Source organism: Streptomyces sp. NPDC107538 (genome assembly GCF_055657445.1).
Genome location: NZ_JBVKAY010000011.1, coordinates 111,195 through 136,637, shown reverse-complemented (window position 1 = coordinate 136,637; position 25,443 = coordinate 111,195). Strand labels below are relative to the sequence as shown.

The following is a 25,443-nucleotide window of genomic DNA, read 5'->3' as shown; positions in this document are numbered from 1 at the left end:
CGTCAGGGCCCCGTGTCATCGCTCCACGGCGTGCGAAGCCGCGCAGGCCGTTCGTCCATTTGTCTGACGAGGATGATTACCGTGCTCCAAGACGCAGACGGATCCACCGCTTCCGCATCGCCGCGGCGGCCCGCTTCCGAGCCGACCGCGACCCCGGCCACCGCACCGCGGTCCGCGCGGGACGCCGCGCCGCGGGCCGTGCGGGACCCCGCGCCGCTGGGCCTGACCGGAGCGCAGAGCGGCATCTGGTACGCGCAGCAGCTCGACCCGGGAAGCCCGGCCTACAACACGGGCGAGTACCTGGAGATCCACGGGCCGGTCGACACGGACCTGTTCGAGGCGGCGCTGCGCCGCACCGTCACCGAGGCGGAGGCGTTCGGGCTGCGCTTCGTCGACACGGCCGAGGGGCCGCGCTGCGTACCGGCGCCCACCGACGACTGGGTGCTGCACACGCGGGACGTGAGCGCCGCGCCGGATCCCACGGCGGCGGCCGAGGAGTGGATGCGCGCCGACCGCGCCACGGCCGCGCCCATGGGCGAGGGCCCGCTGTTCACCCACGCCCTCTTCAAGGCGGCCGACGACCGCTACCTGTGGTTCATGAGGGCCCATCACATCCTCCTGGACGGCTACGGCTATCTGCTCGTCTTCCGCAGGACCGCCGAGATCTACAGCGCGCTCGCGGCCGGGCAGGAGGTGCCGGGGACCGCGTTCGCCCCCGTGCGGACGCTCCTGGACGAGGAGGCCGCCTACCGGGCCTCGGACCGGTTCGAGCGCGACCGCGCCTACTGGACCGGGCGGTTCGCCGGCCATCGCGGGGCCGTCACCCTCACCGAGGGCACCGCGCCGCCGTCGCCCGCCTTCGTACGGCGTACGGCGGCGCTGTCGGCGTCGGCCGCCGAACGGCTCTCGGCCGCCGCGTCCGCGGTGGGCGCGAGCCGGACCGAACTGCTGCTCGCGGCCGTCGCGATGTACACGCACCGGGTGACGGCGCACGAGGACGTGATCCTCGGTGTGACGACGATGAGCCGGCTCGGATCGGCCGCCCTGCGGACCCCGGGCACAGTGTCGAACAACCTTCCGCTACGGCTGTCGGTACGGCCGGACACCACCGCGGGCGAGCTGATCGCGGCGGCCAACGGCGAACTGCGCGCGGTCCGCAGGCACCAGCAGTACCGCGGCGAGGACCTACGACGGGAGGTGCGGCTCCTCGGCGGCGACCGGCGGCTGTTCGGCCCCCTCGTCAATCTGGTCCCGTTCTCCCACCGGCTGCGCTTCGACGGCCACCCCGCGACCCCGCACCATCTGTCGGGCGGCGCGGTCGACGATCTGCTGATCACCGTGCGGCCGGGCGCCGACGGAACCGGCCTGGGCTTCGCCTTCGACGCCAACCCGGCGCTCTACACCGAGGATGTGCTCGCCGGTCACCTGGAGCGTTTCCTGATCCTGCTGGACCGACTGGCCGAGGCCGACCTGGGGCTCACCGTCGCCGGGACGGACCTGCTGCTGCCGGGCGAGAACCCGGCCTACACGACTCCCGAGCCGGTGCCCGCCGCACCGGACGCCACCCTGCCCGCGCGCTTCGAGGCCCGGACAGCCCACGCTCCCGAGGCGACGGCCGTCACCCACGAGGGATCCGCCCTGAGTTACGCGGACCTCGACGCCCGCGCCGACCGGCTGGCCAGGCTGCTGCTCGCGCGCGGGGCGGGCCCCGGCCGGACCGTGGCCGTGGCGCTGCCCCGCTCCGCGGACCTGGTCGCCGGGCAGCTGGCGGTGCTCAAGACCGGCGCCGCCTGCCTGCCGCTGGACCCCGCGCACCCGGCGGGACACCTGCGGGCGCGGGCCGAAGCCGCCGCGCCCGCGCTGCTGCTGACCGACGCGGGCACGGCCGACGCGCTGTCCGGCCTGGACCTCCCCGCCGTCGTGCTGGACGACCCCGCCACCGAGGGCGAGTTGTCCGCGTACCCGGCCGCGAGCCTCTCCGCCGCCGAGCGCGGCGCGCCGCTCACCCCCGACGCCGTGGCCTATGTCCTCCACGCCCCGGACGCCACGGGCAGCGCGAAGGCCGTACACCTCACGCACGGTGACCTCATCGGGTTCTTCGAGGCGTCGGCCGCGCGGGTGCCCTCGGGTCCGGACGACGCGTGGGCGCTGACGCACTCGTGCGCCTCCCCGGTCGGCGTCGGGGAGGTCTGGGGGGCGCTGCTGAACGGCGGCCGGCTGGTCGTCGTGGCCCACGACACCGCCCGGTCGCCCGACGAACTGCTGGACCTGCTGCGCCGCGAGCGCGTCACCGTCCTCCACCAGCCCTCCGCCGCCCTGCCCGCACTGGTCCGGGCCGACGAGGCACGCACAGGCGGCTCCGGGCCCGGCACTCCCCCACTGGCGCTGCGTCATCTGCTCCTCACGTCCGAGGCACCGCGCCCGGCCGACCTGAAGCCGTGGGTCGACCGGTTCGGTGACGACGCCCCGGTCCTGGTCGCCCTGTACGGCGACGCCGAGACCACGGGGCCCGTCGCCTTCCGGCGATTGACCCGCGAGCAGTTCGGCGAGGACCGCCGTGTTCTGGGCACCCCGCTGCCGGACACTCGGCTCTACGTCCTCGACCACGCCCGGCGGCCGGTCCCGCCCGGCTGGGTGGGCGACCTGTACGTGGCCGGGGCCCGGCTCGCCCGCACCGAGCCCGGCGACGAGCGCTTCGTCCCCGATCCTTTCGGGCGGCCGGGCGGGCGGCTGTACCGCACCGGTGACCTCGTCCGCCGGTGCGCCGACGACGGCCCGGAGTACGTCGGCCGGACCGACGAGCAGGTGCGGACCGGCGGGTTCCGCGTCGAGCCCGGTGAGGTCGAGGCGGCGCTCCTGCGGCATCCGGCCGTCGCGGGGGCCGCCGTGGTCGCCCACGACCGGCCCGGCACCGGCGGCCGGGTGCTCGTCGCCCACGCCGTGCCGGGACCCGGGCGCCGCCCGACCCGGGCGGAACTGCTCGCGCATCTGGCGCAGATCCTGCCGGAGCACATGGTGCCCGCCGCCTGTGTGCTGACGGACGCCCTCCCCCTGACCGACGACGGCTCGCCGGACCGCAAGGCGCTGGCCGCCGCCGACGTCGAGGCCCCGGGTGGCGCCGTCACCGGAGCCGAGGCCCCGGTCTGCCGCCTCTTCGAGGAGTTGCTGGGGCTGCCCGCGGGCGCGGTCGGCCCGGACGACGACTTCTTCGACCTCGGCGGACAGTCCCTGCTCGCCTCACGGCTGCGGACCCGGCTGCGGACCGTCACCGGCGCCGAGGTGTCCCTGCGGACGCTCTTCACCGAGCCCACCCCCGCGCGGATCGCCGCCCGGCTGTCGCTCCCGTCCGCCCCGGCGGCCCCCGTACGGCCGGCGCTCGTGGCCGTCGACCCGGGCGAGCGGGGGGACCGTATCGCGCTGTCCTCCGCCCAGCAGGGCATGTGGTTCCTCAACCAGGTCGACACCACGGCCGCGACCTACAACATGCCGCTAGTCGTACGGCTGGAACGTCTCGTCGTCGACGAGGCCCTGCGGGCGGCCCTGGCGGACGTCGTCGACCGGCACGAGAGCCTGCGCACCCTCCTGCCGCAGGACGGCGGCACGCCGTACCAGGACATCCGCCCGCCCGGCACGGTGCGCCCGGAGCTGGAGGTGGTGGACTGCCCCGCCCAGGAGGTGGAGGCGTATGTCGCCGCCGCGCTGCGCCGCCCGTTCGACCTGACCCGGGACATCCCGCTGTGGACGGGGCTGTACGGCCCCCGGGACGGGACCCGGGCGCTGGTCCTCGTCCTGCACCACAGCGCGGCCGACGGGTGGTCGCTGGTGCCGTTCGCCGAGGACCTCTCGGCGGCGTACGCGGCCCGCCTGGAGGGCCGGGCGCCGGACCGGGCGGCGCCCGCGATCCAGTACGCCGACTACACGCTGTGGCAGGAGCGGCTGCTCGACGGGCTCCGTGATCCCGCCACCGCGATGGGCGGGCAACTGGTGTTCTGGAAGGAGGCCCTGGCGGGTCTGCCGGAGGAGATCCCGCTGCCGGCCGACCGGGGCCGTCCGGCCGTGCCCGGCCGCCGCGGCCGGGGCCTGACCGTCGAGGTCGGCCCCGACCTCCACCACGCCCTGCTGCGGCTGGCCGACACCGGCGGGGCCAGCCTGTTCATGGTCCTGCAGAGCGCCCTCGCCGCCCTGCTCACCCGCTGCGGCGCCGGTGCCGACATCCCCCTCGGCACCCCGGTCGCGGGACGCTCCGAAGAGGCCCTGGACGAGGTGGTCGGCGTCGTCACCAACACCCTCGTCACCCGCACCGACACCTCCGGGGACCCCGCGTTCCACGCCCTGCTGGCCCGGGTGCGGGCCTTCGACCTGGCCGCCTACGACCACCAGGACCTGCCGTTCGACCGGCTGGTGGAGGAGCTGAACCCGGCCCGCACGGCCGCCCGGCACCCGCTGTTCCAGGTGATGCTGGCACTGCAGAACAACACGGAGGCCGTCCTCCGGCTCGGCGGCGACGAGGCCGCCCTGCACCCGACCGCCACCGGCACCGCGAAGTTCGACCTGTTCGTGGAGTTCACGGAACGCCGGGGCGCGGACGCCGCACCCGACGGGCTGACCTGCCATGTCGAGTACAACACCGACCTGTTCGACGAGGCCACGGCGCTCCGGCTGGCCGAGGGCCTGCACGAGACGCTCGCCGCCGTGGCGGCGGACCCGGACCTGAGGATCAGCGGACTGCCCGACCCCGGCCTCCGGCCGCCGACGACCACGAAGGCGGACGAACCGCCCTTCGACGCGCGGGCGTTGGAACGGTCGGTGCTCGCGGTGGGCGGCATCCGGGAGTGCCTCGCGCTGCCCCCGGGCGACGGCGACGGGGGCCGGCCGACCGTGCTGGCCGTGCCCACCCGGGCGAACGCCGCCCGGCAGGCGGAGCAAGCACTCGGGCGTACGGCCCCGGAGGGGCGGGCACCACGGGTCGTGGCCGTCTCCGGTCTGCCCCGCACCGCGGACGGGGCCCTGGACACCGCCGCGGCGGCACGGCTGCCGAGGATCGGCACGGAGCAGGCGGAGCGGTGGCGGCGGGCGCTGGCGGCGGTGCCGGGCGTGGAGACCGTCACGGTGGAACTGGAGGAGGACACCGAGCCCTTGGGCCGGCTGCACGCGGGTCCCGCCGCCTCCGGCCCCGCCGTACGCACCACCACGGCGCCCGAGAAGTCCGAGGACCCGGCGTCGGGTCGTACGGCCCGGGAGACGGTTCCCTCCGTGAGTGAGGGGCCCCCGCTGACCGAGCCGACCGTGCGGACCTGGGCGGAGGCCCTGCGCCGGGCGGCGGCCGGCGGAGCGCACGCCGAGGTGGTGCATGTCCGGGCCGACGGCAGCACCGTCCGCCGCAGCTACGCGAGCCTCGCCGAGGAGGCGTCCCGGGTCCTGGGCGGACTGCGCGGGCTGGGGCTGCGCCCCGGCGACCAGGTGATCCTCCAGTGCGACGACACCGAGGACTTCCTGGCGGTCCTGTGGGGCTGCATCCTCGGCGGCTTCGTCACCGTGCCGCTGACCGTCCCGGCCTCCTACGGGGAGGACTCGGCGGCGGTGAACAAACTGGAGGGCGTCTGGCGGATGCTGGGCCGCCCCTGGATCGTCACCTCGGCCGCGCTGGAGGACGGGCTGCGCGCTCTCGCCGGCCGGCGTGCGTGGGCCGAGGCGCGGCTGACCACGGCGGACGCGCTGCGCTCCGGGCCCGCCGACAGCGACTGGCATCCCGCGCGGGCGACCGACCTGATCCTGATGCTGCTCACCTCCGGCAGCACCGGCCTGCCGAAGGCGGTCGAGCTGAACCACCGCAACGTCCTCACCCGGTCCGCGGCCACCGCACAGGTCAACGGCCTGACGGAGGACGACGTGTCGCTGAACTGGATCCCGCTCGACCATGTCACCGGCGTCGTGATGTTCCACCTCCGGGACCTGTACCTGGGCTGCCGGCAGGTCCACGCGCCCACGTCCTGGGTGCTGCAGGATCCGCTGCGCTGGATGGACCTGGCGGACCGTCACCGGGTGACCGTCACCTGGGCCCCCAACTTCGCCTTCGGGCTGCCCGTCGAGCACGCGGACCGGATGGGCGACCGCCGGTGGGACCTGTCGCCGATGCGCATGGTGATGAACTGCGGCGAGGTCGTGGTGGCCGCCACCGTCCGCCGCTTCCTCCAGGTGCTCGCGCCGTTCGGGCTGCCGCCGACGGTCGTGCGTCCCGGCTGGGGGATGTCGGAGACCTGCTCGGTGGTGACGGACACCGTGCTGCCGGCCGAACCGGCGGTGGACGAGGGCCAGTTCGTCAGCTGCGGGCTGCCCTACCCCGGGTTCGCCATGCGGGTCGTGGACGACCGGGGCGAGGTCGTGCCGGAGGGCACCGTCGGGCACTTCCAGGTCCGTGGCACCTCGGTGACCTCCGGGTACCACGACAACCCGGCCAAGAACGCCGAGTCGTTCACCGAGGACGGCTGGTTCGACACCGGTGACCTGGCCTTCCTGCGCTCCGGCGAGCTGTACATCACGGGCCGGGCCAAGGACGTCATCATCATCAACGGCGTCAACCACTACAGCCATGAGATCGAGGCCTGTGTGGAGGAACTGCCGTTCGTGGAGCGGTCGTTCACGGCCGCGTGCGCGGTGCGCCCGGACCCGGCGGCCGACACCGACGAACTCGCCCTGTTCCTCCACGTCCTCCCCGGCACCGACCTGGCCGACGCGCTGCGCACGGTACGCGGCAAAGTGACCCGGGAGATCGGGATCACCCCGGCCCATCTGGTGCCGGTGGAGCCGGGGACCATACCCAAGACCGAGATCGGCAAGATCCAGCGGACACAACTGCGCACCCGCTTCGAGGCGGGCGAGTTCGACGAGGACGTACGGCGCACGGAGGTGCTGCTGGGCACCGCGGCGACCGTACCGGACTGGTTCCTGCGCCCGGTGTGGCAGCGTGTGCGGCGTCCGTACGACACGGCGTCCCCCGCGCGGCACACCCTGGTGCTCGCCGGGCGGGACGCGCTCGGCGCCCGGGTCGCCGCGGCGGTGGCCGTCCGGCTGTGGCGGGGCGGTGCCCTGTGCACGGTCGTCACCGCGGCCGACGCGTTCCGCCGCGTCGACCTGGCCCGCTACCACGTGCGCGTCGACCGTCCCGAGGACTACGAGGCGCTGTTCGCGGCCCTGGCCGCGGACGGCCGCCCGGTGGACGCGGTGATCCACCTCGGGTCGCTGACCGCCGGCGGTGACGAGCCCGACCGGGTGGAGGACCTGCGGGAGGCCCAGCGGGACGGCGCCGACAGCCTGGTGTGCCTGGCCGGGGCCCTGTCGGCCGGCGGCACCCCGGACCGCCCGGTCAGCCTCCACCTGGTGACCGGCGGAACCCAGGACGTCCTGCCCGAGGACCACCCCTCCTGCCTCCACGCCGCCGCCGGCGGCCTGCTGAAGAGCCTGCGCGAGGAGCTGCCCTGGCTGGAAGCCTGCCGATTGGACGTCCCGGTCGCCGACGACGGGGAAGCCGCCCAGTTGATCCTCGACGAGGTGGGCGGTCCGGTGACCGATGGCGAGGTGGCGTACCGGGGCGGGGAGCGTTGGGTGCGTCGGCTGGGGCGGCTGCCGGATCCGTTGCCGCGCAGGGGGCCGGGCGCGTCCGACGGGTTCCTTCTGGTGAGCGGTGGGCTCGGCGGCGTGGCACCCCTGGTCGCCGAGCGCCTGCTCGGGACACCGGGTACCCGGCTGCTGCTGGTCGGCCGCACGGAACTCCCGCCGGAGCACGCCGGGGACGACCCGGCGGTGGACGCTGAGACGGCCCGCCGGGTCGAGGCGTACCGCAGGCTGCGCGCACGCGGCGAGGTGCGCTACGCGTGCGCCGACATCACCGATCCCGCGCAGGTGCGCGCCGTGGTGGACAAGGCCGCCGCCGCCTGGTCGGCCCCGCTGGCGGGGGTGGTGCACCTCGCGGGCACGTTCGACCAGCAGCCCCTCGCCGAGTACGACCTGCGGCAATGGCGTGCCGCGCTCGACGCGAAGGTCACCGGCGGCTGGGTGCTGCACCGGCTGGCCGAGGAGTGCGCGGCGTCGTCGTTCCTCTCCTTCTCCTCGGTCAACGGCTTCTTCGGCGGCTCCATGACCGGCGCGTACGCCGCCGCCAACGCCTTCCTCGACGCCCTGGCCGTGTATCAGCGCCGCCGCAACGGGACGGCCGCCCACAGTCTGTCCTGGAGCATGTGGGACGACATCGGCATGAGCCGGGGCTACGGGCTGAGGGCGCTGACCGAGGCGCGCGGCTACCGGGTCCTGGAGCACGGCGCCGCGCTGCGCTCGTTCGACCTCGCCCGGTCGCTGGACGAGCCGCACGTCCTGATCGGCGTCGACCGGGGCGCTCCCTGGGTGCGCGGCCATCTCCACGGCCCGGCCCGGCCGGTGCACCGGCCGGCGGCCCGGGTGGCGCTGCGCGACGGCACCGACCTCGGGGCGCTCCACCGGGCCGCCGAGGAGGGCGCCCGGCTGTCGGGCGCGGGCGACCGGTGGGTCCTGCGCACGGCCGGGACCCAAGCCGGCGGGGCGTCACCCGGCGGTTCCGCCGTCCGGCCCGCCGACGCGGACGCCGACCGGCGCCGGGTCCTGGAGGACACGTTGTGCGGCGTCTGGCGACGGGTCCTGGACCGCGACCAGGTGGTTGTCGACGACAGCTTCTTCGACCTCGGGGGCACGTCCCTGCTGCTGGTCCGTGCGATGACCGAGGTCAACCGCGAACTGGGCTGCGACCTCACCGTCGTGGACCTGTTCAGCCATCCCACGGTGGAGGCGCTGGCCCGGCACCTCGCCGACCGGGTGCCGGTGCCCGCGCCGGCACCGGCGGAGGGCGGTGCCCTGGCACGCGCCCGGCAGCAGGCGCAGCGGCAACGCTCCGCACGGAACAGGACCGTTCGGCAGAACAAGGGGGGCAACGGCGATGACTGACACGCCGGAGAACGAGAACCGGTCCGACGGGTCCGACGCATTCTCGGACGACGACATCGCCGTCATCGGCCTCGCGGGGCGGTTCCCCGGCGCCGACACGGTGGAGGAGTTCTGGGAGAACATCGCCGCCGGCCGGGAGTCGGTACGCCCGGTCGGCGAGGAGGAGTTCCTCGCCGCAGGCGGGGACCCGGCGGACCTGGCCGACCCGTCCCTGGTGCGCCGCGCCTCGGTCGTCGAGGGCATCGACCTGTTCGACGCGGCCTTCTTCGGCTACAGCCCCGCCGAGGCCGCGATCGTGGACCCGCAGCAGCGGCTGCTGCTGGAGTGCGCCTACCACGCGCTGGAGGCCGCCGGGTACGCGGCCGACCGGGAGGGCCGGACGATCGGGGTCTACGCGGGTGCCGGGGACAGCCGTTACTACGCGTCCCACGTGTACCCGAGGTTCGCCGGCCGGCCCGGCTCGGTGGAGCTGGTGCACACCACCGCCGCGAACTCGCTCGGCACGCTGGCCACCAGGGTCTCGTACGAACTGGGGCTGACGGGCCCGAGTCTGTCGCTGCAGACGGCGTGCTCCACCGGTCTGGTGGCAGTCCACACCGCCTGCCAGGACCTGCTGAACCTCTCCTGCGACATCGCGCTGGCCGGTGCGGTCTCGGTCAACCCCTCGGCGAAGCTCGGCTACCAGCACGTCCCGGGCGGTGTGTTCTCCCCGGACGGCAGCTGCCGGGCCTTCGACGCGGAGGCCGCGGGCACCGTGCCGGGCGACGGGGTGGGCGTGGTGGTCCTCAAGCGTCTGGCGGACGCCGTGGCGGACGGGGACCGGATCAGGGCCGTGGTGAAGGGGTCGGCGGTCAACAACGACGGCCGTCGGAAGGTGGGTTTCAGCGCGCCCAGCACCGAGGGGCAGTGCGAGGCGATCCTCATGGCCCAGACGCTGGCCGGTGTCGACGCGGACTCCATCGGCTATCTGGAGGCCCACGGCACGGGCACCAGCCTCGGTGACCCCATCGAGGTGGAGGCGCTGACCCGGGTGTTCCGGGAGACCACCGACCGCAGGCGGTTCTGCGCCCTGGGGTCGGTGAAGCCCAACATCGGTCATCTCGGGGCGGCGGCCGGGCTGGCGGGTTTCATCAAGGCCGTACTGGTCCTGGAGCACCGGCAGATCCCGCCGGTCGCGCTCTTCCGGCGCCCGAACCCGCTGATCGACCTGGCCGAGAGCCCGTTCCGGGTGCCGGCCGAACTGGAGGAGTGGCCGGCCGGGAGCGGTCCGCGCCGCGCGGGGGTCAGCGCCTTCGGTATCGGCGGGACGAACGCCCATGTCGTCCTGGAGGAGGCGCCGCCGGCACCGGAGCGGCCCGCGCCCCCGGAGGAGGCCCCCGGAGCGCGGTGGCAGGTGCTGCCGCTGTCGGCCCGCACCCCCGGCGCGCTGCGCGGCCAGGGCGACCGGCTCGCCGGGTATCTGTCGGACCACCCCGGTACGGATCTGGCGGCGGTGTCCCACACCCTGCGGACACGCCGCCCCGCGATGCCGCATCGGGCCGCGGTGGTCGTCGAGAGCGGCGTGGGCGCCGTCGAAGCCATGCGCGCGCCGTTGTCCGACACCCCCGCCGAGGGCGCGGTCCGGCCCCCGCGTACGGCGTTCCTGCTGCCCGGCGGAGGCGCCCACTACCCCCGTATGGGCGCGGAGTTGTACCGCGACTGCGCCCCGTACCGGGACGTCGTCGACGACTGTGCCGGGATCCTGCGGCCGGTGCTGGGCCGGGATCTGCGGGAGGCGCTGTACGGCTCGGGCACCGCCGACCCCGGGGTGCTGGGGCTGCTGTCGGTGGTTGTCACCGAGTACGCCCTGGCCACCGTGCTGATGGAGCGCGGGGTCCGTCCGGACGCCCTGATCGGCCACTCCCTCGGCGAGTACACCGCGGCCTGTCTCGCCGGGGTGATGGACCTTCAGGACATGCTGCCGCTGGTGGCGGAGCGGGCGCGGCTGATGGTCGCGGCCGGGGGCGCCACCGTCAGCGTGGCGCTGAGCGAGGAGGAGCTGCGCGGCCGGCTGACCGGCGGGCTCTCGCTCAGCGTGGTGAACGGGCCGGACGCCTGTACGGTCGCGGGGGACGAGGCGGCGGTGGCCGCGCTGGAGCGGCGGCTGCTGGCCGAGGAGGTCCCGCACCGCCGGCTGACGCTGGCGCTCGCGGCCCACTCCCATCTGCTCGACCCGATCCTCGGTGAGTTCGCCGAGGCCGTACGCGGTGTCACCCTGCGCCCTCCCCGGATCCCCTATGTCACCGACACCACCGGCACCTGGGTCACCGACGAGCAGGCGACGAGCGTCGGGCACTGGGTGGACCAGCTCCGCCGGACCGTGCGCTTCGCCGACGGTGTCGCCGCCCTGTGGGAGCGTGGCGGGCCGCTGCTGGTGGAGGTCGGCCCCGGGGACACGCTGTCGAAGCTGGCCCGTGCGTGTCTGCCGGAGGCCGCGCCGACCACGGTCGTCACGATGCGGCACGCCAAGTCCGCGCGGTCCGACGTCGAGGTCTTCACCGAGGCGCTCGCCCGGTTGTGGACAGCGGGTGTCCCGGCCGATCTCACCCCGCTGAGCGGTGCCGTGGACCACGGGCCGGGGGTTCCGCTGCCCGGTTACGCCTTCGACCGCCGGAGCCACTGGATCGACCCGCCTCGGGTCTCCGCGCGCCCCGCGGCCGACGGCACCGCGCCGCCGCACACCGTGGACGGCGCGGACGCCCCGACCGCCGAGATCCCCTCGGCCGCCGGGCCGTCGGCCCGTTCCCTGGCTCCCCGGCCGTATCTGCGGACGCCGTACGTCGCCCCGCGCAGCGATCTGGAGGGCACGGTCGCCGAGCAGTGGCAGGAGGTTCTCGGGGTGGAGCCGATCGGTGTCCACGACAACTTCTTCGACCTGGGCGGCGACTCCATGCGCGGGGTGATCCTGGCCGGGCGGCTGCGCCGGGCGGGCGTGCTCGACGTGCCGGGCTCGGCGGTGCTGGCCTCCCCCACCGTCGCGGGTCTGCTGGACCGCGCGGGCCGTCGCGGCGCCGGCCGGGACGCCTTCGCCCCGGTCCTCCCACTGCGCACGGAGGGCGACCGGCGCCCGCTGTTCTGTCTGCACCCCGGTGGCGGTATCGGCTGGCGGTACGCCGGTCTGCTCGCCCATCTCGGCGAACGGCAGCCGGTGCACGCCATCCAGGCACGCGGGCTGGACGGTGTCGCGCCGCCCGCCACCGATGCGAAGGACATGGTCGCCTTCTACCTGGGGCTGCTGCGTGAGATCCAGCCGGAGGGCCCCTACCGGCTCCTCGGCTGGTCCTACGGCGGGATGGTGGCCCACGCCATGGCCACCGCGCTGCAGGGCGAAGGGGAGCGGGTGGAGCTGCTGGCCATGCTGGACTCGCCGTTGCTGCACCTGCATCCTCCGGCGCCGGAGGTGGCCGAGCGACAGGTGGCGGCCCTGATCTCCCGGCTGACCGGCGTCCACCCGCCGGCCGACGCGCCCGCCGACGTCGCCGCCCTGCTGCGGCTGCTCGACTCCTCGGGCCCGGCACCGGGCGCGGAGGTCACGGGCGAGGAGGCGGCGGCCATCGCCCGCGTCATGCACAACAACCTCCGTATCGCGCCCGAGTTCAGCCTCGACGTGTTCCATGGCGACGTCCTGTTCTTCAGCGCCGTGGGCGGTGCGGCCGGGGCAGGCGGCTCGGACGATCCGTCGGACGCGCCGGACAAGGCCGAGGAGTGGAGCGCGTACGTCGACGGTGTGATCGACGACCACCAAGTGCCGTGCGGGCACTACGAGATGACCGAGCCGGAACCGATCGCCCGGATCGGCGAGGTGGTGGCGTCCGCCCTGAGAGCGATCGAGAACTGACGGGACGACACGGGCTGTCCCCCGCCGGTATGGCGTGGCTCACGCCGCTGTCGCACGGGGCGGGGGATTCCGAGGGCCGCCCCGGCACTCCTCCTTGAGTGAAACGACGTCGAGGAACCGGACGGGACGACGCCGGCCATCGACATCCGACGTACCGACCACCATCCGAAGTACCGATCGCGTGCCGTAGGGCGCTGCCCGCGGACGCCGGAGAATGGGGACCACAGTGGGCAGGCTTTCGGGCAGAACGGCATTGGTGACGGGCGGCAGCCGGGGCATCGGCAAGGCCGTCTCGATGCGGCTGGCGGCGGAGGGCGCGCTGGTCGCGGTGCACTACGGGCACGACGCGGGGGCCGCCGAGGAGACGGTCGAGCAGATCGTCACGGCGGGCGGGCGGGCCTTCGCCGTCCACGCGGAACTCGGTGTGCCGGGTGACGCGGCCACGCTCTGGGCGGCCTTCGACGCGGGGCTGGCCGGGCACGGTGCCGGGGACGGGCTGGACATCCTGGTCAACAACGCGGGCATCACGCTCCCGGTGGAGATCTCGAAGGTGACCGAGGCCGAGTACGACCGGGTCTTCGCGGTCAACACCAAGGCCCCCTTCTTCATCGTGCAGGAGGCCCTCGGCCGGCTGCGGGACGGCGGCCGGATCGTCAACATCTCCTCGGTGGTCACCCGTGTCGCCTTCTCCTGGGTCATCGCCTACTCGATGTCGAAGGGCGCGACGGACGTGCTGACCCGCACGCTGGCCAAGGAACTCGGCCCGCGGGGCATCACCGTGAACGCGGTCTGCCCCGGCATCACGGAGACGGGGATCAACCCGACGCTCAAGCAGCCCGAGATACGGGCGCGTTACGAGTCCCTCTCCGTCTTCAACCGGCTGGGCGAGCCCGGGGACATCGCGGACGTGGTCGCCTTCCTGGCGAGCGACGACGCCCGCTGGGTGACGGGCCAGTGCGTGGACGCGAGCGGCGGGCTGCTCCTGGGCATCTGACCGCTCCGGCCCGCCGGACCGACCGGGCGCTCCGGCTCAGGGCAACCAGCCCTGGTCGTAGGCGATACGGACGGCGTCGATGCGGTTGCGGGCGCCCAGCTTGGTGACGACGGAGGTCAGGTAGTTCTGCACGGTTCCCTTGGACAGACACAGGCAGTTCGCTATGTCGCCGACGTCGGCGCCCCGGGCGACGTGCCGCAGGACCTCCGTCTCCCGGGCCGAGAGGGGGTTGTCCTGGCAGTTCCAGGCGTCGAGCAGCAGTTCGGGGTCGATGGCGCGCTGTCCGGCGGCGACCGCGCGCACCGACTTGGCGAGTTGGCTCGGCGGGGCGTCCTTGAGGAGGTACCCCGGGACCTGGGCGGCCAGCGCCCGTCGCAGCATGCCCGGGCGCCCGAACGAGGTGAGGATCAGGGTCTTGCAGCTGGGGAGCCTGCGGTGGAGTTCCGTCGCCGCGGTGAGCCCGTCCGTGCCGGGGAGGTCGATGTCGAGCACCGCGACGTCGGGCCGGGTCTCGAGAGCGGTCGGGACGATGTCGTCGCCCCGGCTCACCGAGGCCACGACGGTCAGATCCGCTTCCAGCTCCAGGAGCGCGGCCAGTGCTCCGCGGACCAGATCGAGGTCCTCTGCGAGCAGAATTCTGGTGTGCATGATCGTTTACTTTCGTTCCGTGCGCTCCGGCTCCGCGCCGGTGCACTTTCCCTGACCCCCGTTGCTTCGACAACGGCCGTCCGGCTGTGCGACGGCGGCAGTGGTACCTCCGCGACGAGATGGAAGCGGCCGTCCTCGTGGACGCCCGCTGTGCTCCGGCCGCCGAGATCCGCCAGGCGGGCGCCGAGATTGGCAAGTCCGTGGCCTTCGCCCAGACCGGTGGACGGCAGGACACCGTCGTTCACCATGTCGAGCCGTGCGGTGCCGGCGGACACGGTGAGGGTCACGAGGCAGGTCCTGGCCCTGCTGTGCCGGAGGACGTTGGTGGTGCCCTCCCGCAGCACGACGGCCAGGACGGCGTCGAGCGCCGGGTCCAGCCCGTCGTGATCGGCCACCACGGTCACGTCCACGCCGGCCGTGGCCAGGACCGACCGCACCGCCTCCAACTCGGCGGCGATGGACAGGGGGTGCCGGTAGCCCTTGGCGACGACCCGCAGCTCGGTGAGGGCCTGGCGTGAGATGTCCAGCATCGCCGCGATCTCCTGTCGGGCGGGCTCCGCCTCCGTGGGAACCAGTCGGTGGGCCAGTTCCCCCTTCAGGACGACGGCGGACAGACTGCCCCCCAACAGGTCGTGGAGGTCACGTGAGAAGCGCAGCCGCTCCTGTGCCACCGCCGCCCTGACGAGTTCGCTCCGCTCGGCGCGCACCTCGACCACGAGAGCGGAGAGCCGGCTGAAGCCCCAGACCATCCATCCCGTCAGCCCCGTGCACAGCGCGTACCCGACCGCCGTGTGGAACGGCATCTCCGTCCAGGTGATGCCCAGGGCGCTGACGACGACCAGGGACCAGACGAGCCGGACCCCGCGCATGTTGACCAGCAGGACCGAGGCGGCCAGCGGCCCCGTCATCCGGGCCCAGAAGGCGCCGTAGCAGAGGACGGGCAGATAGGTCAGGGCGGCCTGGGCGCCGAGGATCGCCAGGAGCAGTCCGTTCGTCCGGCACCGCGCCCCGACCGTCACGACGGCCCACTGGGCGGCGAACACGAGGGCGAAGAGCGCGAAGAGGGCGGCGACGGGGGCGGGCCGGGGCCGCTCGGCCAGTGTGTCGAGCAGGCTCTGCGACGCGATCCACGCCAGCGGGACCACGGTGATGATCCGTGTGAGCCGGTACGCGCGGCGGTCGTGGTCCGGCAGCCGGCTCAGCGCACCCGGCCGACAGCACCCGCGCACCCTGCGAAAGGCTCTGTACGAGGCGCCGACGCACCTTCCCACGCCCCGGGCAGCACCCACGTTGTCGTCTCCTCACGAGCGCCGCCCGTTGCGCGGTGCGGCAGCGGCCATGCGTTGAGCGTGCCGCGCGATGCGGGACTTCCGCCGTGTCGAAGACGGTCCACGGCGTTTGGTTTCCCGCGAGGAAATGAATTGGTCAGGGCACAACGAAAATGCGTCGGCGAAAGCCGAGGAGGCGCCCCGGCATTCCGCTCGCTCCACAAAGTCCATGCCCAACGGGTTCCGGCGGCAACCACGCGAAGGGCTCGAAAGTGGCGCGTGTCACCGATGGCATATGCGCCCGGGCGGGCCGACTGCGACGCCTTGGGGCAATGGGCAAACAAATGACCCTGATTCTGGTACATACCACGCGGAGATAATTCCGACATGCCAGAAATAGGGGCACCGAGTGGGGGGACGCTCATGGCGTCCATGATGGCGGGCTGTGAAGCGTTCGTGCAAGATCTTGAAAGTTATAAGCCACGTCACCGTTGCGCACGGATCGCGCTTTTATGGACAGGATGTCCAGCAGATGACCGGAACCCGACCGGTCGATGGACATAACGCCCTCCGGTACCGCTTGAGTCATGCCATGACATATTCATGTGGTGACTCGTGAAAGCAGCACTGGGCCGCGCGGCACGGGCCCTGCCAGTGTTCGGGGCACGTTCCCGTAAGACAGCAGAGGACGCAGATGATGGGCATCACGGTTCTCGGGCCGTTCACCGCAACCCACCGACAGGCGTCATTCGTCCCCAGCGCCACCAAACCCCGCCAAGTTCTGGCGCTCCTGGCGTTACAGGCCGATCGCGTCGTCACCGTGCCGACCCTCATGGAGGAGATCTGGGGCGAGGCACCGCCCCGCAGCGCCGCCACGACACTGCAGACCTACATCCTGCAGTTGCGCCGCAAGCTCTCCGCCGCCCTGGAGTGCGACGCCGTGGACGCGAAGGACGTACTGATGACACGGCACGGCGGGTATCTCCTGCGGGCCCGCCCCGGGCGGCTGGACGCACAGGAATTCGAGCAGCTGGCCGCCCTGGGAGGCAGGGCCCTGGAGGCGGGTGACGACCGCACCGCCTCCGACCTCCTGAGCCAGGCCCTCGGGCTGTGGCTCGGGCCCGCGCTGGTGGATGTGAAGGTGGGCAGTGTGCTGGAGCTGGACGTCGTCCGCCTGGAGGAGAGGCGCAGGACCGTCCTGGAGCAGCGCATCGCGGCGGACCTCAGGCTGGGCCGCCATGGCGAACTGATCCCGGAACTCTCGGTGTTGGCCGCCCGCCACCCCATGCACGAGGCGTTCTGCGCGCAGCTCATGACGGCGCTGTACCGGTCCGGCGCCTCATGGCGGGCCCTGGAGGTCTACCAGCGGTTGCGTTCGGCCCTCGTGAAGGAACTGGGCCTGGAACCCTCGGAACGGCTGAAGCGGATGCACCAAGTGGTGCTCTCCGGCGAGGAGATCACCGACGACCGTGGTGTCACCGCGTCCCCCGGCCGCGCCGCGGCCCGGCCGAGCGGTCGCCGGACCGCCGCCTGAGACCACGCCGGCCCGCCGGGGGCGGCTTCCGCCCGCGGCGGGCCGGCGCGGGCGGCGGTCACCTCCGCCGGCCCGGTTCGGCCGGTTGTCCGTCCGGCCGGTGTTCCGGTTGTCCGTCGGGGCGGTGTTCCGGTGGGGCGAGCCGGTCGAGCCGGGCCGACAGCGCCCGGTGGAACTCCGGTTCGCCGAGGAAGAAGTGACCCCCGCTCAGCGACGTCAGGTCGAAGGACCGTGAGGTCCGCTCGGCCCAGGCCCGCATGCCCGCCGGGTCGGTCAGCCGGTCCCGGAGTCCCGCGAAGGCGGCGACCGGCACGTCCAGCGGCTCGCCGTGCCGGTGCGCGTAGGTCTCGACCATCCGCAGGTCGGCGCGGATCGCCGGCAGATACACACGCATCACCGCCGGCTCCGCGAGAAGGGCCCCCGGGATGCCGCCCATCCGGCTCAGCCCGGCCGTGAACGACGCGTCCGGAAGCGGGTGGAGCGGCTCGTGGGACAGCGGCCACACCGGGCTGTCGCGCGCGGAGACAAGCAGCAGTTCGGGCGGCATACCCGACCGCCACAGCCGCCACGCGGTCTCGTAGCCGACGAGCGCGCCGAAACTGTGGCCGAACAGGGCGAAGGGCCGACCGGCACGGGGCAGCCCCCGGTCCGCGTGGCTCACCCGGTCCGCGTGGCTCTCCCGGCCCTCCTGGCTCTCCCGGTCCTCCCCCATCAGGCGGATCACCTCGGTCACGACCTCGTCGATGTCCCGCAGCGGGGGCTCCCGCAGGCGTCTGCCGTGGCCGGGCAGTTCCAGCGGGACCACCCGCACCCCGCGCGGTACCACGCCCTGCAGGCGGCCGTACGCCCGCGCGCCGCCGCCGGCGTGCGGCAGGCAGTAGAGGGTGAGCCAGGTCTCGGCGGAGAACTCGTCGTAGGAGACCCGCGTCATGGATCGTCTCCCTTCCGGCGGCGGGGAGCGGGCGCCCGCCCCGCCGGTGGTCGTCGGTGGTCGGCGGGCCCGGGTCACCCGTGGTGGTAGAACCCTCGCCCCGTCTTCCTGCCCAGCAGCCCGCCCTCGACCATGCGCGTCAGCAGGGGCGGCGGGGCGTAGAGCGCCTCCTTGAACTCGTCGTAGAGGGCCTGGGCCACCGCGTACAGGACGTCCAGGCCGATCAGGTCGGCGAGCTTGAGCGGTCCCACGGGGTGGGAGCAGCCCAGCGTCATGCCGCGGTCGACGGTCTCGGCGGAGGCGAAGCCCGACTCGACCATCCGCATGGCGCTCAGCAGATACGGCACCAGGAGCGCGTTCACCACGAACCCTGTACGGTCCGCCGACCGGACGGCCTGTTTGCCGAGGCCCGCGGTCACGAACTCCTCGGCCCGGGTGAGCACCGACTCGGTCGTGTGCAGGGCGGGGATCACCTCGACGAGCGGGATGAGCTGCGTCGGACTGAAGAAGTGCAGGCCCAGGACCTGTTCGGGCCTGCCGGTCGCGCCGGCCATCGCGGTGACGGACAGGGAGGAGGTGTTGGAGGCCAGGATCGCCTCCGGATCCTCCAGCGCCTTGTCGAGCAGGGTGAACAGCTCGATCTTGGCGGCCTTGTTCTCGGCGATGCTCTCGATCACCAGCTGGCGGTCCGCGAGGTCGAACAGGTCGGTGGTGAAGGAGATCCGGTCCAGCGCGGCGTCGCGCTCGGCCGCGCCGATCCGCTCCGCGCGCACCGCGCGGTCGAGGGAGGCGAGGACCCGGCCGCGCCCGGCCGTGAGCGAGTCCGGTGAGGAGACCGCCACCCGTACGTCGTATCCGGCCAGCGCCGACAGTTCGGCGATGCCCGAGCCCATCAGCCCGCAGCCGACGACACCGACCCGCGCCACGCGGCCGGGCGTTTCCCCTTGGGGTGCCGACGGCGTCATGCGGCGGCCCCCCAGCGCAGATAGGCGGCGGCCATCGACATGCCCCCGCCGAAGCTGCCGAGCATGACCAGGTCGCCCGGGCGCAGATGTCCGGCGCGGGCGGCGTCGTCCAGGGTGACCGCGACGGAGGCGCTGCCGGTGTTCCCGTAGCGCTCCAGGGTGCGGTGGGTGTGGGCGTGGGACAGGCCGCTCACCTCGACGAGTTGGGAGAGCAGGACGCCGTTGGGCTGGTGGGGGACGAAGTGCCGTACCTCGCCGAGCGGGATGCCCGTCCGCTCGGCGAGGCGCTGGGCGAAGGGCGGGAAGTTCTCCATGACGAAGTCCCGTACGCCCCGGCCGTCCATGCGGAAGAAGTGGTCACCGCGGGCGAGGGTCTCGGGGGACGCCGGGAGCCGGGAGCCGCCGGCGTCGACCCGGATGAGCCGCCCGGCGTCGCCGCGGCCGATGAGTTCGAAGTCGACGAACCCGTACCCGTCCTCGGTCCGGCCGACGAGCGCGGCTCCGGCGCCGTCGCCGAGCAGCACCGCCGTACGGCGGTCGGAGAAGTCCAGGCACCGCGAGTACAGATCGGCGGCGACCACGAGGACGAGGCTGTCCGGTCGCTGGGCGACGAGGGCGCGGGCGAGCGCGAGGGCGTGGACGAAGCCGCTGCACACCACGTTGATGTCGAAGCAGGCGGCGCGCGTGGCACCGAGGAGGTCCTGTACCAGGCAGGCGGTGGGGGGCTGCGGCGAGTCACCCGTCGAGGTGGAGACGATCAGATGGTCCACGTCCTCGGCGGCCACACCGGCGCGTTCCAGTGCCTCGGCGGCGGCGCGGGCGGCAAGATCGGAGGTCGCCTCGTCGGGGGCCGCGTAGCGGCGGCTCCGGATCCGGGTCTTGCGCTCGATCCATTCGGTGTCCACTCCGACGCGTTCGGCGATCTCCTCGTTGCTCACCTCCTGTTTCGGAAAGTACGAACCGGTACTCAGGATGCCTATGGACGGGGGCGTCATGGCGGGGGTGTCTCCTTCGGGCGGGATTTTCGCATTCGTTCCGGTTCCGGGCCGGGACGTCACTCGGAGCCGGAATTCCGGGTGGGATTCCGGGCGGGATTCGGGGCGGGATTCGGGGCGGGATTTCGCAGTGGGTTGAGCTGTTTCTCCCCGATACGCGCCCGTAGTCCGGGATCGGTGACACCCAGTCCCGTGCGTGGGGCCAGGCAGAGCACCCCGACCTTTCCGACGTGCTGGTTCCGCTGCACCAGCCGCACCGCCTCACCGGCCTCTTCGAGGGGAAAGACGTCGGACAGCACCGGCACCAGTTTCCCGAGGCCGAACAGCCGGTTGCACTCCGCCATTTCCTGGAGGTTCGCGGCGTGGCTGCCGATGATGCGCTTCAGGTTCATCCACAGATAGCGGTTGTCGTACTGGTGCTGGTAGCCGGTGCTCGATCCGCAGGTGACGACCGTGCCTCCGCGGCGGACGACGAACACCGAGATCCCGAAGGTCGACCTGCCGACGAAGTCGAAGGCCACGTGCGGGTCCTCGCCGGTCTCCCTGCGGATGATCCGGCCCAGCCGTTTGCCCAGGGTGATGGGGTCCTCGGAGGTGGTGTCGTCGCCCATGCCGATCTCCGCGCGGTTGACCACCACGTCGCAGCCCAGGGCCCGCACCAGCTCGGCCTTCTCCTCCGAGCCGACCACGCCGACCGGGATGCCGCCCGCGTTCTTGACGAGCTGGACGGCGTAGGCGCCGAGGCCGCCGGCCGCTCCCCAGATCAGGACGACGTCGCCGAGCTTGATCCGGGCGCCGCGCTCGCTGATCAGCATGCGGTAGGCGGTTCCGGCGGTCAGCAGGTTGACGGCGGCCTCCTCCCACGTCAGATGGGCGGGCTTGGGCAGCAGTTGGCTGGCCCGGACCACGGTGTAGTGCGCCAGTCCGCCGAAGTTGGTCTCGAAGCCCCAGGCGCGCTGTCCGCCGCCGAGCACGCCGTCGGCGTGGGTCATCGGTTCCTGGTCGTCGACCTGCATGGGGCTGACCACGACATGGTCGCCCACCTGCCATCGGCGGGTGCCGGAGCCCACACGGACGACGACACCGGCGGCGTCGGAGCCGATGACGTGGTGGGGCAGGTCGTGCCGGGCGGCGTGGCCGCCCTCCCGGCCGTAGCGCTCCAGGAAGGAGAAGGTCGGCAGCGGTTCGAACATGGCCGACCAGACGCTGTTGTAGTTGACGGAGCTGGCCATCACGGCCACCAGCACCTCGTCCGGGGCCAGTTCCGGCATCGGAACCATGCCCACGTGGAGCGACTTCCGGACGTCCTTGTCCTCGACCCCCGTGAAGATGCCCACGTCCTCCTTGCGCAGGTGGGCGGCGAGGTACGTGTCCGGAACCCTCCGCCGTCGCAGTTCGTCGGGGTCCGCACCGGCCAGTACCGCCTCGGTCAGGGACAACATGGAACTCCTCCGATGCCACTCAGAACGGCTTCTCTCCCACGGCCGTGGCCTTGTGTGTTCCGGCCGGGCGCGAACGCTTCGCGCCCACCCTCCACCGGCGGTCTGGAACGGCCCTCGAACTCCGCTGGACCGCACGCCGGGGGCCGTTCCGCCCGGGCTCCAGGAAGATTCCAGGCCGGCTGGACAGGCTCGGAGCAGACCGCCCGCCGCACTCGTGGGAGCCCCGTGTCCAGCACCGTTGTGTCCAGCACGTCCGAGACCGGCGCCGCGCCGCGCGGCGCCGACGTCATCGCCCTCCGCGACCGTCAGGTGCCGGAGGTGAGCGTCCTGTTGCCGCGCGCCCAGGCCGGCGACCGGCAGGCGATGAACGATCTGTTGCAGCACGTCGCGCCCCTGGTCGTCCGGCTGTCCCAGCGGGTGACCCGCCGTCATGGCCTGGACGCCGCGCAGGAGGCCATGCTCGCGATCTACCGCGGCATCCGCGGACTGCGCGAACCCAACGCCTTCTACGCCTGGGTCCGCGCCGTCACGGTGCGGGAGGCCGTCCGCACCCATCGGCGGCTGGGGGACTTCGCGGCCGAGGATCTACCCGACCTGGTCCAGGACACCAATCCCATGGCCGCCGTCCACATCAGCGACGTCCTGGACCGGCTGCCGGACCACCATCGTGAGGTCCTCACCCTCCGCGTGGTCTACGGCCTGGACGAGCAGGAGATGGCCGCCGCGCTCGCCGTGCCGCTGGGGACGATCCGCTCCCGGCTGTACCGGGCCCGGCGCAACTTCCACGACGCCTGGCACCAGCAGTCCGCCTGACGGGCCCGGCCCGTCAGGTGACCGCCGCCCGCCGCCTGAGGCGCGGGTCCCGGTGCTCCTCGTGGAGCACGGCCTCCCGCAGATGCCGTACGGCGGTCAGCATGTCGTCGTGGGAGACGTACAGGGCGTTGACGCCGAACCGCAGCAGGTCCGGGGCCCGCATGTCGCCGACGACACCCCGGGCGTCGAGCGCGCGGACCAGCGGATACGCGTCCGGGTGCCGCAGCGCGACTTGGCTGCCCCGCCGCTGCGGTGCGCGCGGGGTGACGACGGTGAAGCCGAGGCCGTCCAGCAGGGTGTCGGCGCAGTCCATGAAGAACGCGGTCAGTGACAGGCTCTTGGCCCGGATCTGCTCCATGGCGACCCCGTGGAAGGCGGTGAGGGCCGCCTCCAGGGCGAGCAGGGAGAGCATCGGCGGGGTGCCGATCCGGGCCCGCTCCACTCCCTGGGCGGGGCTGTAGTCGCCGCTCAGCGCGAAGGGGTCCGCGTGCCCGTTCCAGCCGGTGAGCGGCTGGTCGAAGGCGGCCTGGTGGCGGTGGGCGACGTAGACGAAGGCCGGGGCGCCCGGCCCGCCGGACAGGAACTTGTAGCCGCAGCCCACGGCCAGGTCGACGCCCCACTCGTCCAGCCGGACGGGCAGCGCGCCTGCCGCGTGGCACAGGTCCCACAGCATCAGGGCCCCGGCCTGTCGTACGGCGCGGGTGACGGCGGGCATGTCGTGGAGTTCACCGGTGCGGTAGTCGACCGGGGAGTAGCCGGCGACCGCCACCTCGGCTCCTCGTTCGGCGAGGAACCCCGGCAGGGCGTCGACCGCGATCCGGTGGACCTCCAGGCCGAGCAGCCGGGCCACCGAGTCGGCGATGTACTGGTCGGTGGGGAAGTGGCCCGGGTCGGTGAGCAGCAGTCGCCGGCCCGGACGCGAACGGGCCGCCCCGGTCAGCGCGTTGAACAGCTGCACGCTCGTGGAGTCGCCCGCGAGGGTCTGCCCGGGGGCGGCGCCGACCAGCCGGCCGATCGCGTCCCCCACCCGTTGCGGTGCCTGCCACCACCCGTGGTCGTTCCAGGACCGGATCAGGTCGTCGCCCCACTGCCGGTGGACGGCGTCCGCGAGCGCCTCGGGCACCGCGGCCGGCAGGGCGCCGAGGGAGTTGCCGTCCAGATAGACGGTTCCGGTCGGCAGGGTGAAGCGTGCGCGGTGGGCCGCCAGCGGGTCGGCGGCGTCGAGGACGGCCGCCCGTGCGCGCAGTGCGTCGGCGGTGGACGCGGCTTCGGCTTCGGCTTCGGCTTCGGCTTCGGCGGAGACGGTCACGGTCGTCCCTTCTCGTGTCGCGACAGCCGGGCGATGACGTCGGTGACCGCGCGGGCGGCCGGTGAGCCGGGCTCGATGAGGGTGTAGTGGCCGGTCTCCGGCAGGACGACGGGCTCGGCCTCGGGGTGCGCCGCCAGGTAGTCGGCGAACTGCTCCAGCGGCACCTCCTCGTCGGCGGCGCCGTGCAGGACGATCGTCGGCACGCCGGTCGACCCCTTCTCCCTGAGCAGGGTGAGCGGGTCGGTGACCGGGATCCTGGCCTCGGCGTGCTCGGCGCCGCCCAGCAGTTCCAGTGCCGCGCCGTTGCTGAGGTTCTCCCGGATCGTCGCGGCGAGATCGGTGACGGGGGCCAGCGCGAGCACCGCGGGCGGCAGGTCGTCGGTGTGCCAGGGCGAGTCGGCGGGCAGCAGTCCACGCGCGGCCGCCCACAGGGCGAGGTGGCCGCCGGAGCAGTGGCCGGCCAGGACGTAGGGGCGGCCGGCGGGGATGGTGGCCAGTGCCAGGGCGATGTCGTCGAAGGTGCCCGGGTAGCCGCCGTCGCCGCCGGAGCGCCGGAACTCCAGGAGCACGGTGGTGAATCCGTTCGCCGCGAGATACGCGGCGAAGGGCGTCAGATGCATCCGGTTGTACCGCCAGTAGCCGCCGTGCAGCAGGATGACCAGCGGGGCGTCGGGGTCGTCGGCGGGCCACAGGTCGTAGACCTGGCTGGGGTGGTCGCCGTAGGAGTGGTGGAACGGTGCGAGGACCGGCTTGAGGCCGAGCACCCGCTGCTCCTCCGCCGCCGCGGCCTCGGAGATCGTCCTAGACATGGCCGCGGGCCGTCCACAGCTCGGGGAACACCGGGCGGGCGGCGCGCTTCTCCAGCCATTCGACCCCCGAGGAGCCGCCGCTGCCGGCCTTGGAGCCCATCGCCCGGCGCGTGGCCAGCAGATGGTCGCCACGCCAGCGCAGGACCAGTTCGGCGATGTCGGTCAGTGCTTCGCCGAGGTCCAGCAGCGGGTCATTCTGCGGGCCGGCGTAGATCCGCAGCCAGGCCTCGGCGACACCCGGATCGGCCTCGTACGGGAGGGTGACGTCGCGCCGCAGGACCAACTCGGGGACGGGCAGGCCCCGGCGGTGCAGATAGCCGAGGACCGCGTCGTAGAGGGAGGGGCGGTTGAGCATGTCCTCCAGTTCGGCGTACGCGCCGGGATCGGCTCGCTGTGGGTTCATCAGGGAACGGGACTTGTCGCCGAGGAGGAACTCCAGCTGGCGGTATTTCGCCGACTGGAAGCCGGAGGCCGCGCCGAACGCCTCGCGGAAGCCGTTGAACTGGGCCGGGGTCATGCGCGCGATCGGGCCCAGGGAGTCGTTGAGGGCGTGGTGGGCGCTGATGCTGCGGCGCAGGGCGTCCATGGCCCGTTCGAGGTCGTCCTTGGCCAGGGCGTCCTGGGCGGCCCGCCACTCGTGGACGACCAGGGTGAACCACAGCTCCATCACCTGGGTCGTGACCAGGAAGGGCATCTCGTTGGGGTCGTTGGTCAGGGGCTGCTGCAGGGAGGACAGCACCGAGGCGTGGACGTAGTCGTCGTAGGGGGTCCTCCCGGTGAAACTCAGCAGCGGCTCGTCCGTCCCCGGGTCGCAGGGCAGTGACGTGGTGTCGGTCATCGCGTCTCCTCAACAGGGTGCGTCGATCGGTGCGTTGGATTGCAGAGGCC

At 73.3% G+C, this 25,443-nt stretch carries 14 protein-coding genes; 5 read left to right on the top strand and 9 right to left on the bottom strand.

Annotated features, from left to right (window positions below; genetic code table 11):
- Positions 1-81 precede the first annotated feature (81 nt).
- The 3 genes from ACZ7MG_RS32065 (at position 82) to ACZ7MG_RS32055 (ending at position 13,841) form a co-directional block, all read left to right on the top strand.
- A complete protein-coding gene (locus ACZ7MG_RS32065; protein WP_471381495.1) occupies positions 82-8,970 on the top strand; it encodes an SDR family oxidoreductase in 8,889 nt (2,962 codons plus the stop codon).
- Positions 8,963-12,847 carry a type I polyketide synthase gene (locus ACZ7MG_RS32060; RefSeq protein ID WP_471381492.1) on the top strand — a complete coding sequence of 1,295 codons (3,885 nt, stop codon included), beginning with the start codon at positions 8,963-8,965 and terminating at the stop codon, positions 12,845-12,847. Before ACZ7MG_RS32065 ends, ACZ7MG_RS32060 begins: the two co-directional genes overlap by 8 nt.
- Positions 12,848-13,061: 214 nt before the next feature.
- Complete coding sequence (locus ACZ7MG_RS32055) at positions 13,062-13,841, top strand: SDR family oxidoreductase (protein ID WP_471381489.1); 780 nt, start codon at positions 13,062-13,064, stop codon at positions 13,839-13,841.
- A 36-nt stretch (positions 13,842-13,877) separates the two neighbouring features.
- On the opposite strand, the gene ACZ7MG_RS32050 is transcribed toward ACZ7MG_RS32055, so the two are convergent.
- Both ACZ7MG_RS32050 and ACZ7MG_RS32045 read right to left on the bottom strand, forming a co-directional pair.
- The gene (locus tag ACZ7MG_RS32050) at positions 13,878-14,489 is read right to left on the bottom strand and encodes a response regulator transcription factor (protein WP_471381486.1); all 612 of its coding nucleotides are present in this window, start codon (positions 14,487-14,489) and stop codon (positions 13,878-13,880) included.
- On the bottom strand, positions 14,405-15,718 hold the full coding sequence (locus ACZ7MG_RS32045; RefSeq protein ID WP_471381484.1) for a sensor histidine kinase: 1,314 nt from the start codon (positions 15,716-15,718) through the stop codon (positions 14,405-14,407). Before ACZ7MG_RS32045 ends, ACZ7MG_RS32050 begins: the two co-directional genes overlap by 85 nt.
- 736 nt (positions 15,719-16,454) lie before the next feature.
- Between ACZ7MG_RS32045 and ACZ7MG_RS32040 the strand changes: the two genes are divergently transcribed.
- Entirely contained in the window at positions 16,455-17,291 is an 837-nt protein-coding gene (locus ACZ7MG_RS32040; protein WP_471381757.1) for an AfsR/SARP family transcriptional regulator, read from the top strand.
- A 58-nt stretch (positions 17,292-17,349) separates the two neighbouring features.
- On the opposite strand, the gene ACZ7MG_RS32035 is transcribed toward ACZ7MG_RS32040, so the two are convergent.
- The 4 genes from ACZ7MG_RS32035 to ccrA all read right to left on the bottom strand — a co-directional run bounded on the left by ACZ7MG_RS32035 (position 17,350) and on the right by ccrA (position 21,624).
- The gene (locus ACZ7MG_RS32035; RefSeq protein WP_471381481.1) at positions 17,350-18,222 is read right to left on the bottom strand and encodes a thioesterase II family protein; all 873 of its coding nucleotides are present in this window, start codon (positions 18,220-18,222) and stop codon (positions 17,350-17,352) included.
- A gap of 74 nt (positions 18,223-18,296) precedes the next feature.
- A complete protein-coding gene (locus ACZ7MG_RS32030; protein WP_471381479.1) occupies positions 18,297-19,187 on the bottom strand; it encodes a 3-hydroxybutyryl-CoA dehydrogenase in 891 nt (296 codons plus the stop codon).
- Positions 19,184-20,182, bottom strand: coding sequence for a 3-oxoacyl-ACP synthase III family protein (locus tag ACZ7MG_RS32025; RefSeq protein WP_471381476.1), 999 nt, complete (start codon positions 20,180-20,182; stop codon positions 19,184-19,186). The genes ACZ7MG_RS32030 and ACZ7MG_RS32025 overlap by 4 nt, the downstream gene beginning before the upstream one ends.
- A 59-nt stretch (positions 20,183-20,241) precedes the next feature.
- Positions 20,242-21,624 (bottom strand): crotonyl-CoA carboxylase/reductase, encoded by a 1,383-nt coding sequence (gene ccrA, locus ACZ7MG_RS32020; protein WP_471381473.1) that lies wholly within the window; start codon positions 21,622-21,624, stop codon positions 20,242-20,244.
- 225 nt (positions 21,625-21,849) lie between these two features.
- Between ccrA and ACZ7MG_RS32015 the strand changes: the two genes are divergently transcribed.
- Positions 21,850-22,437 carry an RNA polymerase sigma factor gene (locus ACZ7MG_RS32015; RefSeq protein WP_471381471.1) on the top strand — a complete coding sequence of 196 codons (588 nt, stop codon included), beginning with the start codon at positions 21,850-21,852 and terminating at the stop codon, positions 22,435-22,437.
- A 13-nt stretch (positions 22,438-22,450) separates the two neighbouring features.
- Here the strand turns inward: ACZ7MG_RS32015 and kynU are convergent, their stop codons facing one another.
- Genes kynU through ACZ7MG_RS32000 form a run of 3 tightly spaced genes read right to left on the bottom strand, consistent with a single transcriptional unit; the run spans position 22,451 to position 25,393 of the window.
- Positions 22,451-23,683 (bottom strand): kynureninase, encoded by a 1,233-nt coding sequence (gene kynU, locus ACZ7MG_RS32010; protein ID WP_471381756.1) that lies wholly within the window; start codon positions 23,681-23,683, stop codon positions 22,451-22,453.
- A 59-nt stretch (positions 23,684-23,742) separates the two neighbouring features.
- Entirely contained in the window at positions 23,743-24,555 is an 813-nt protein-coding gene (locus ACZ7MG_RS32005) for an alpha/beta hydrolase family protein (protein WP_471381470.1), read from the bottom strand.
- Positions 24,548-25,393 carry a tryptophan 2,3-dioxygenase gene (locus tag ACZ7MG_RS32000; RefSeq protein WP_471381468.1) on the bottom strand — a complete coding sequence of 282 codons (846 nt, stop codon included), beginning with the start codon at positions 25,391-25,393 and terminating at the stop codon, positions 24,548-24,550. The genes ACZ7MG_RS32005 and ACZ7MG_RS32000 overlap by 8 nt, the downstream gene beginning before the upstream one ends.
- Between the last annotated feature and the right edge of the window lie 50 nt (positions 25,394-25,443).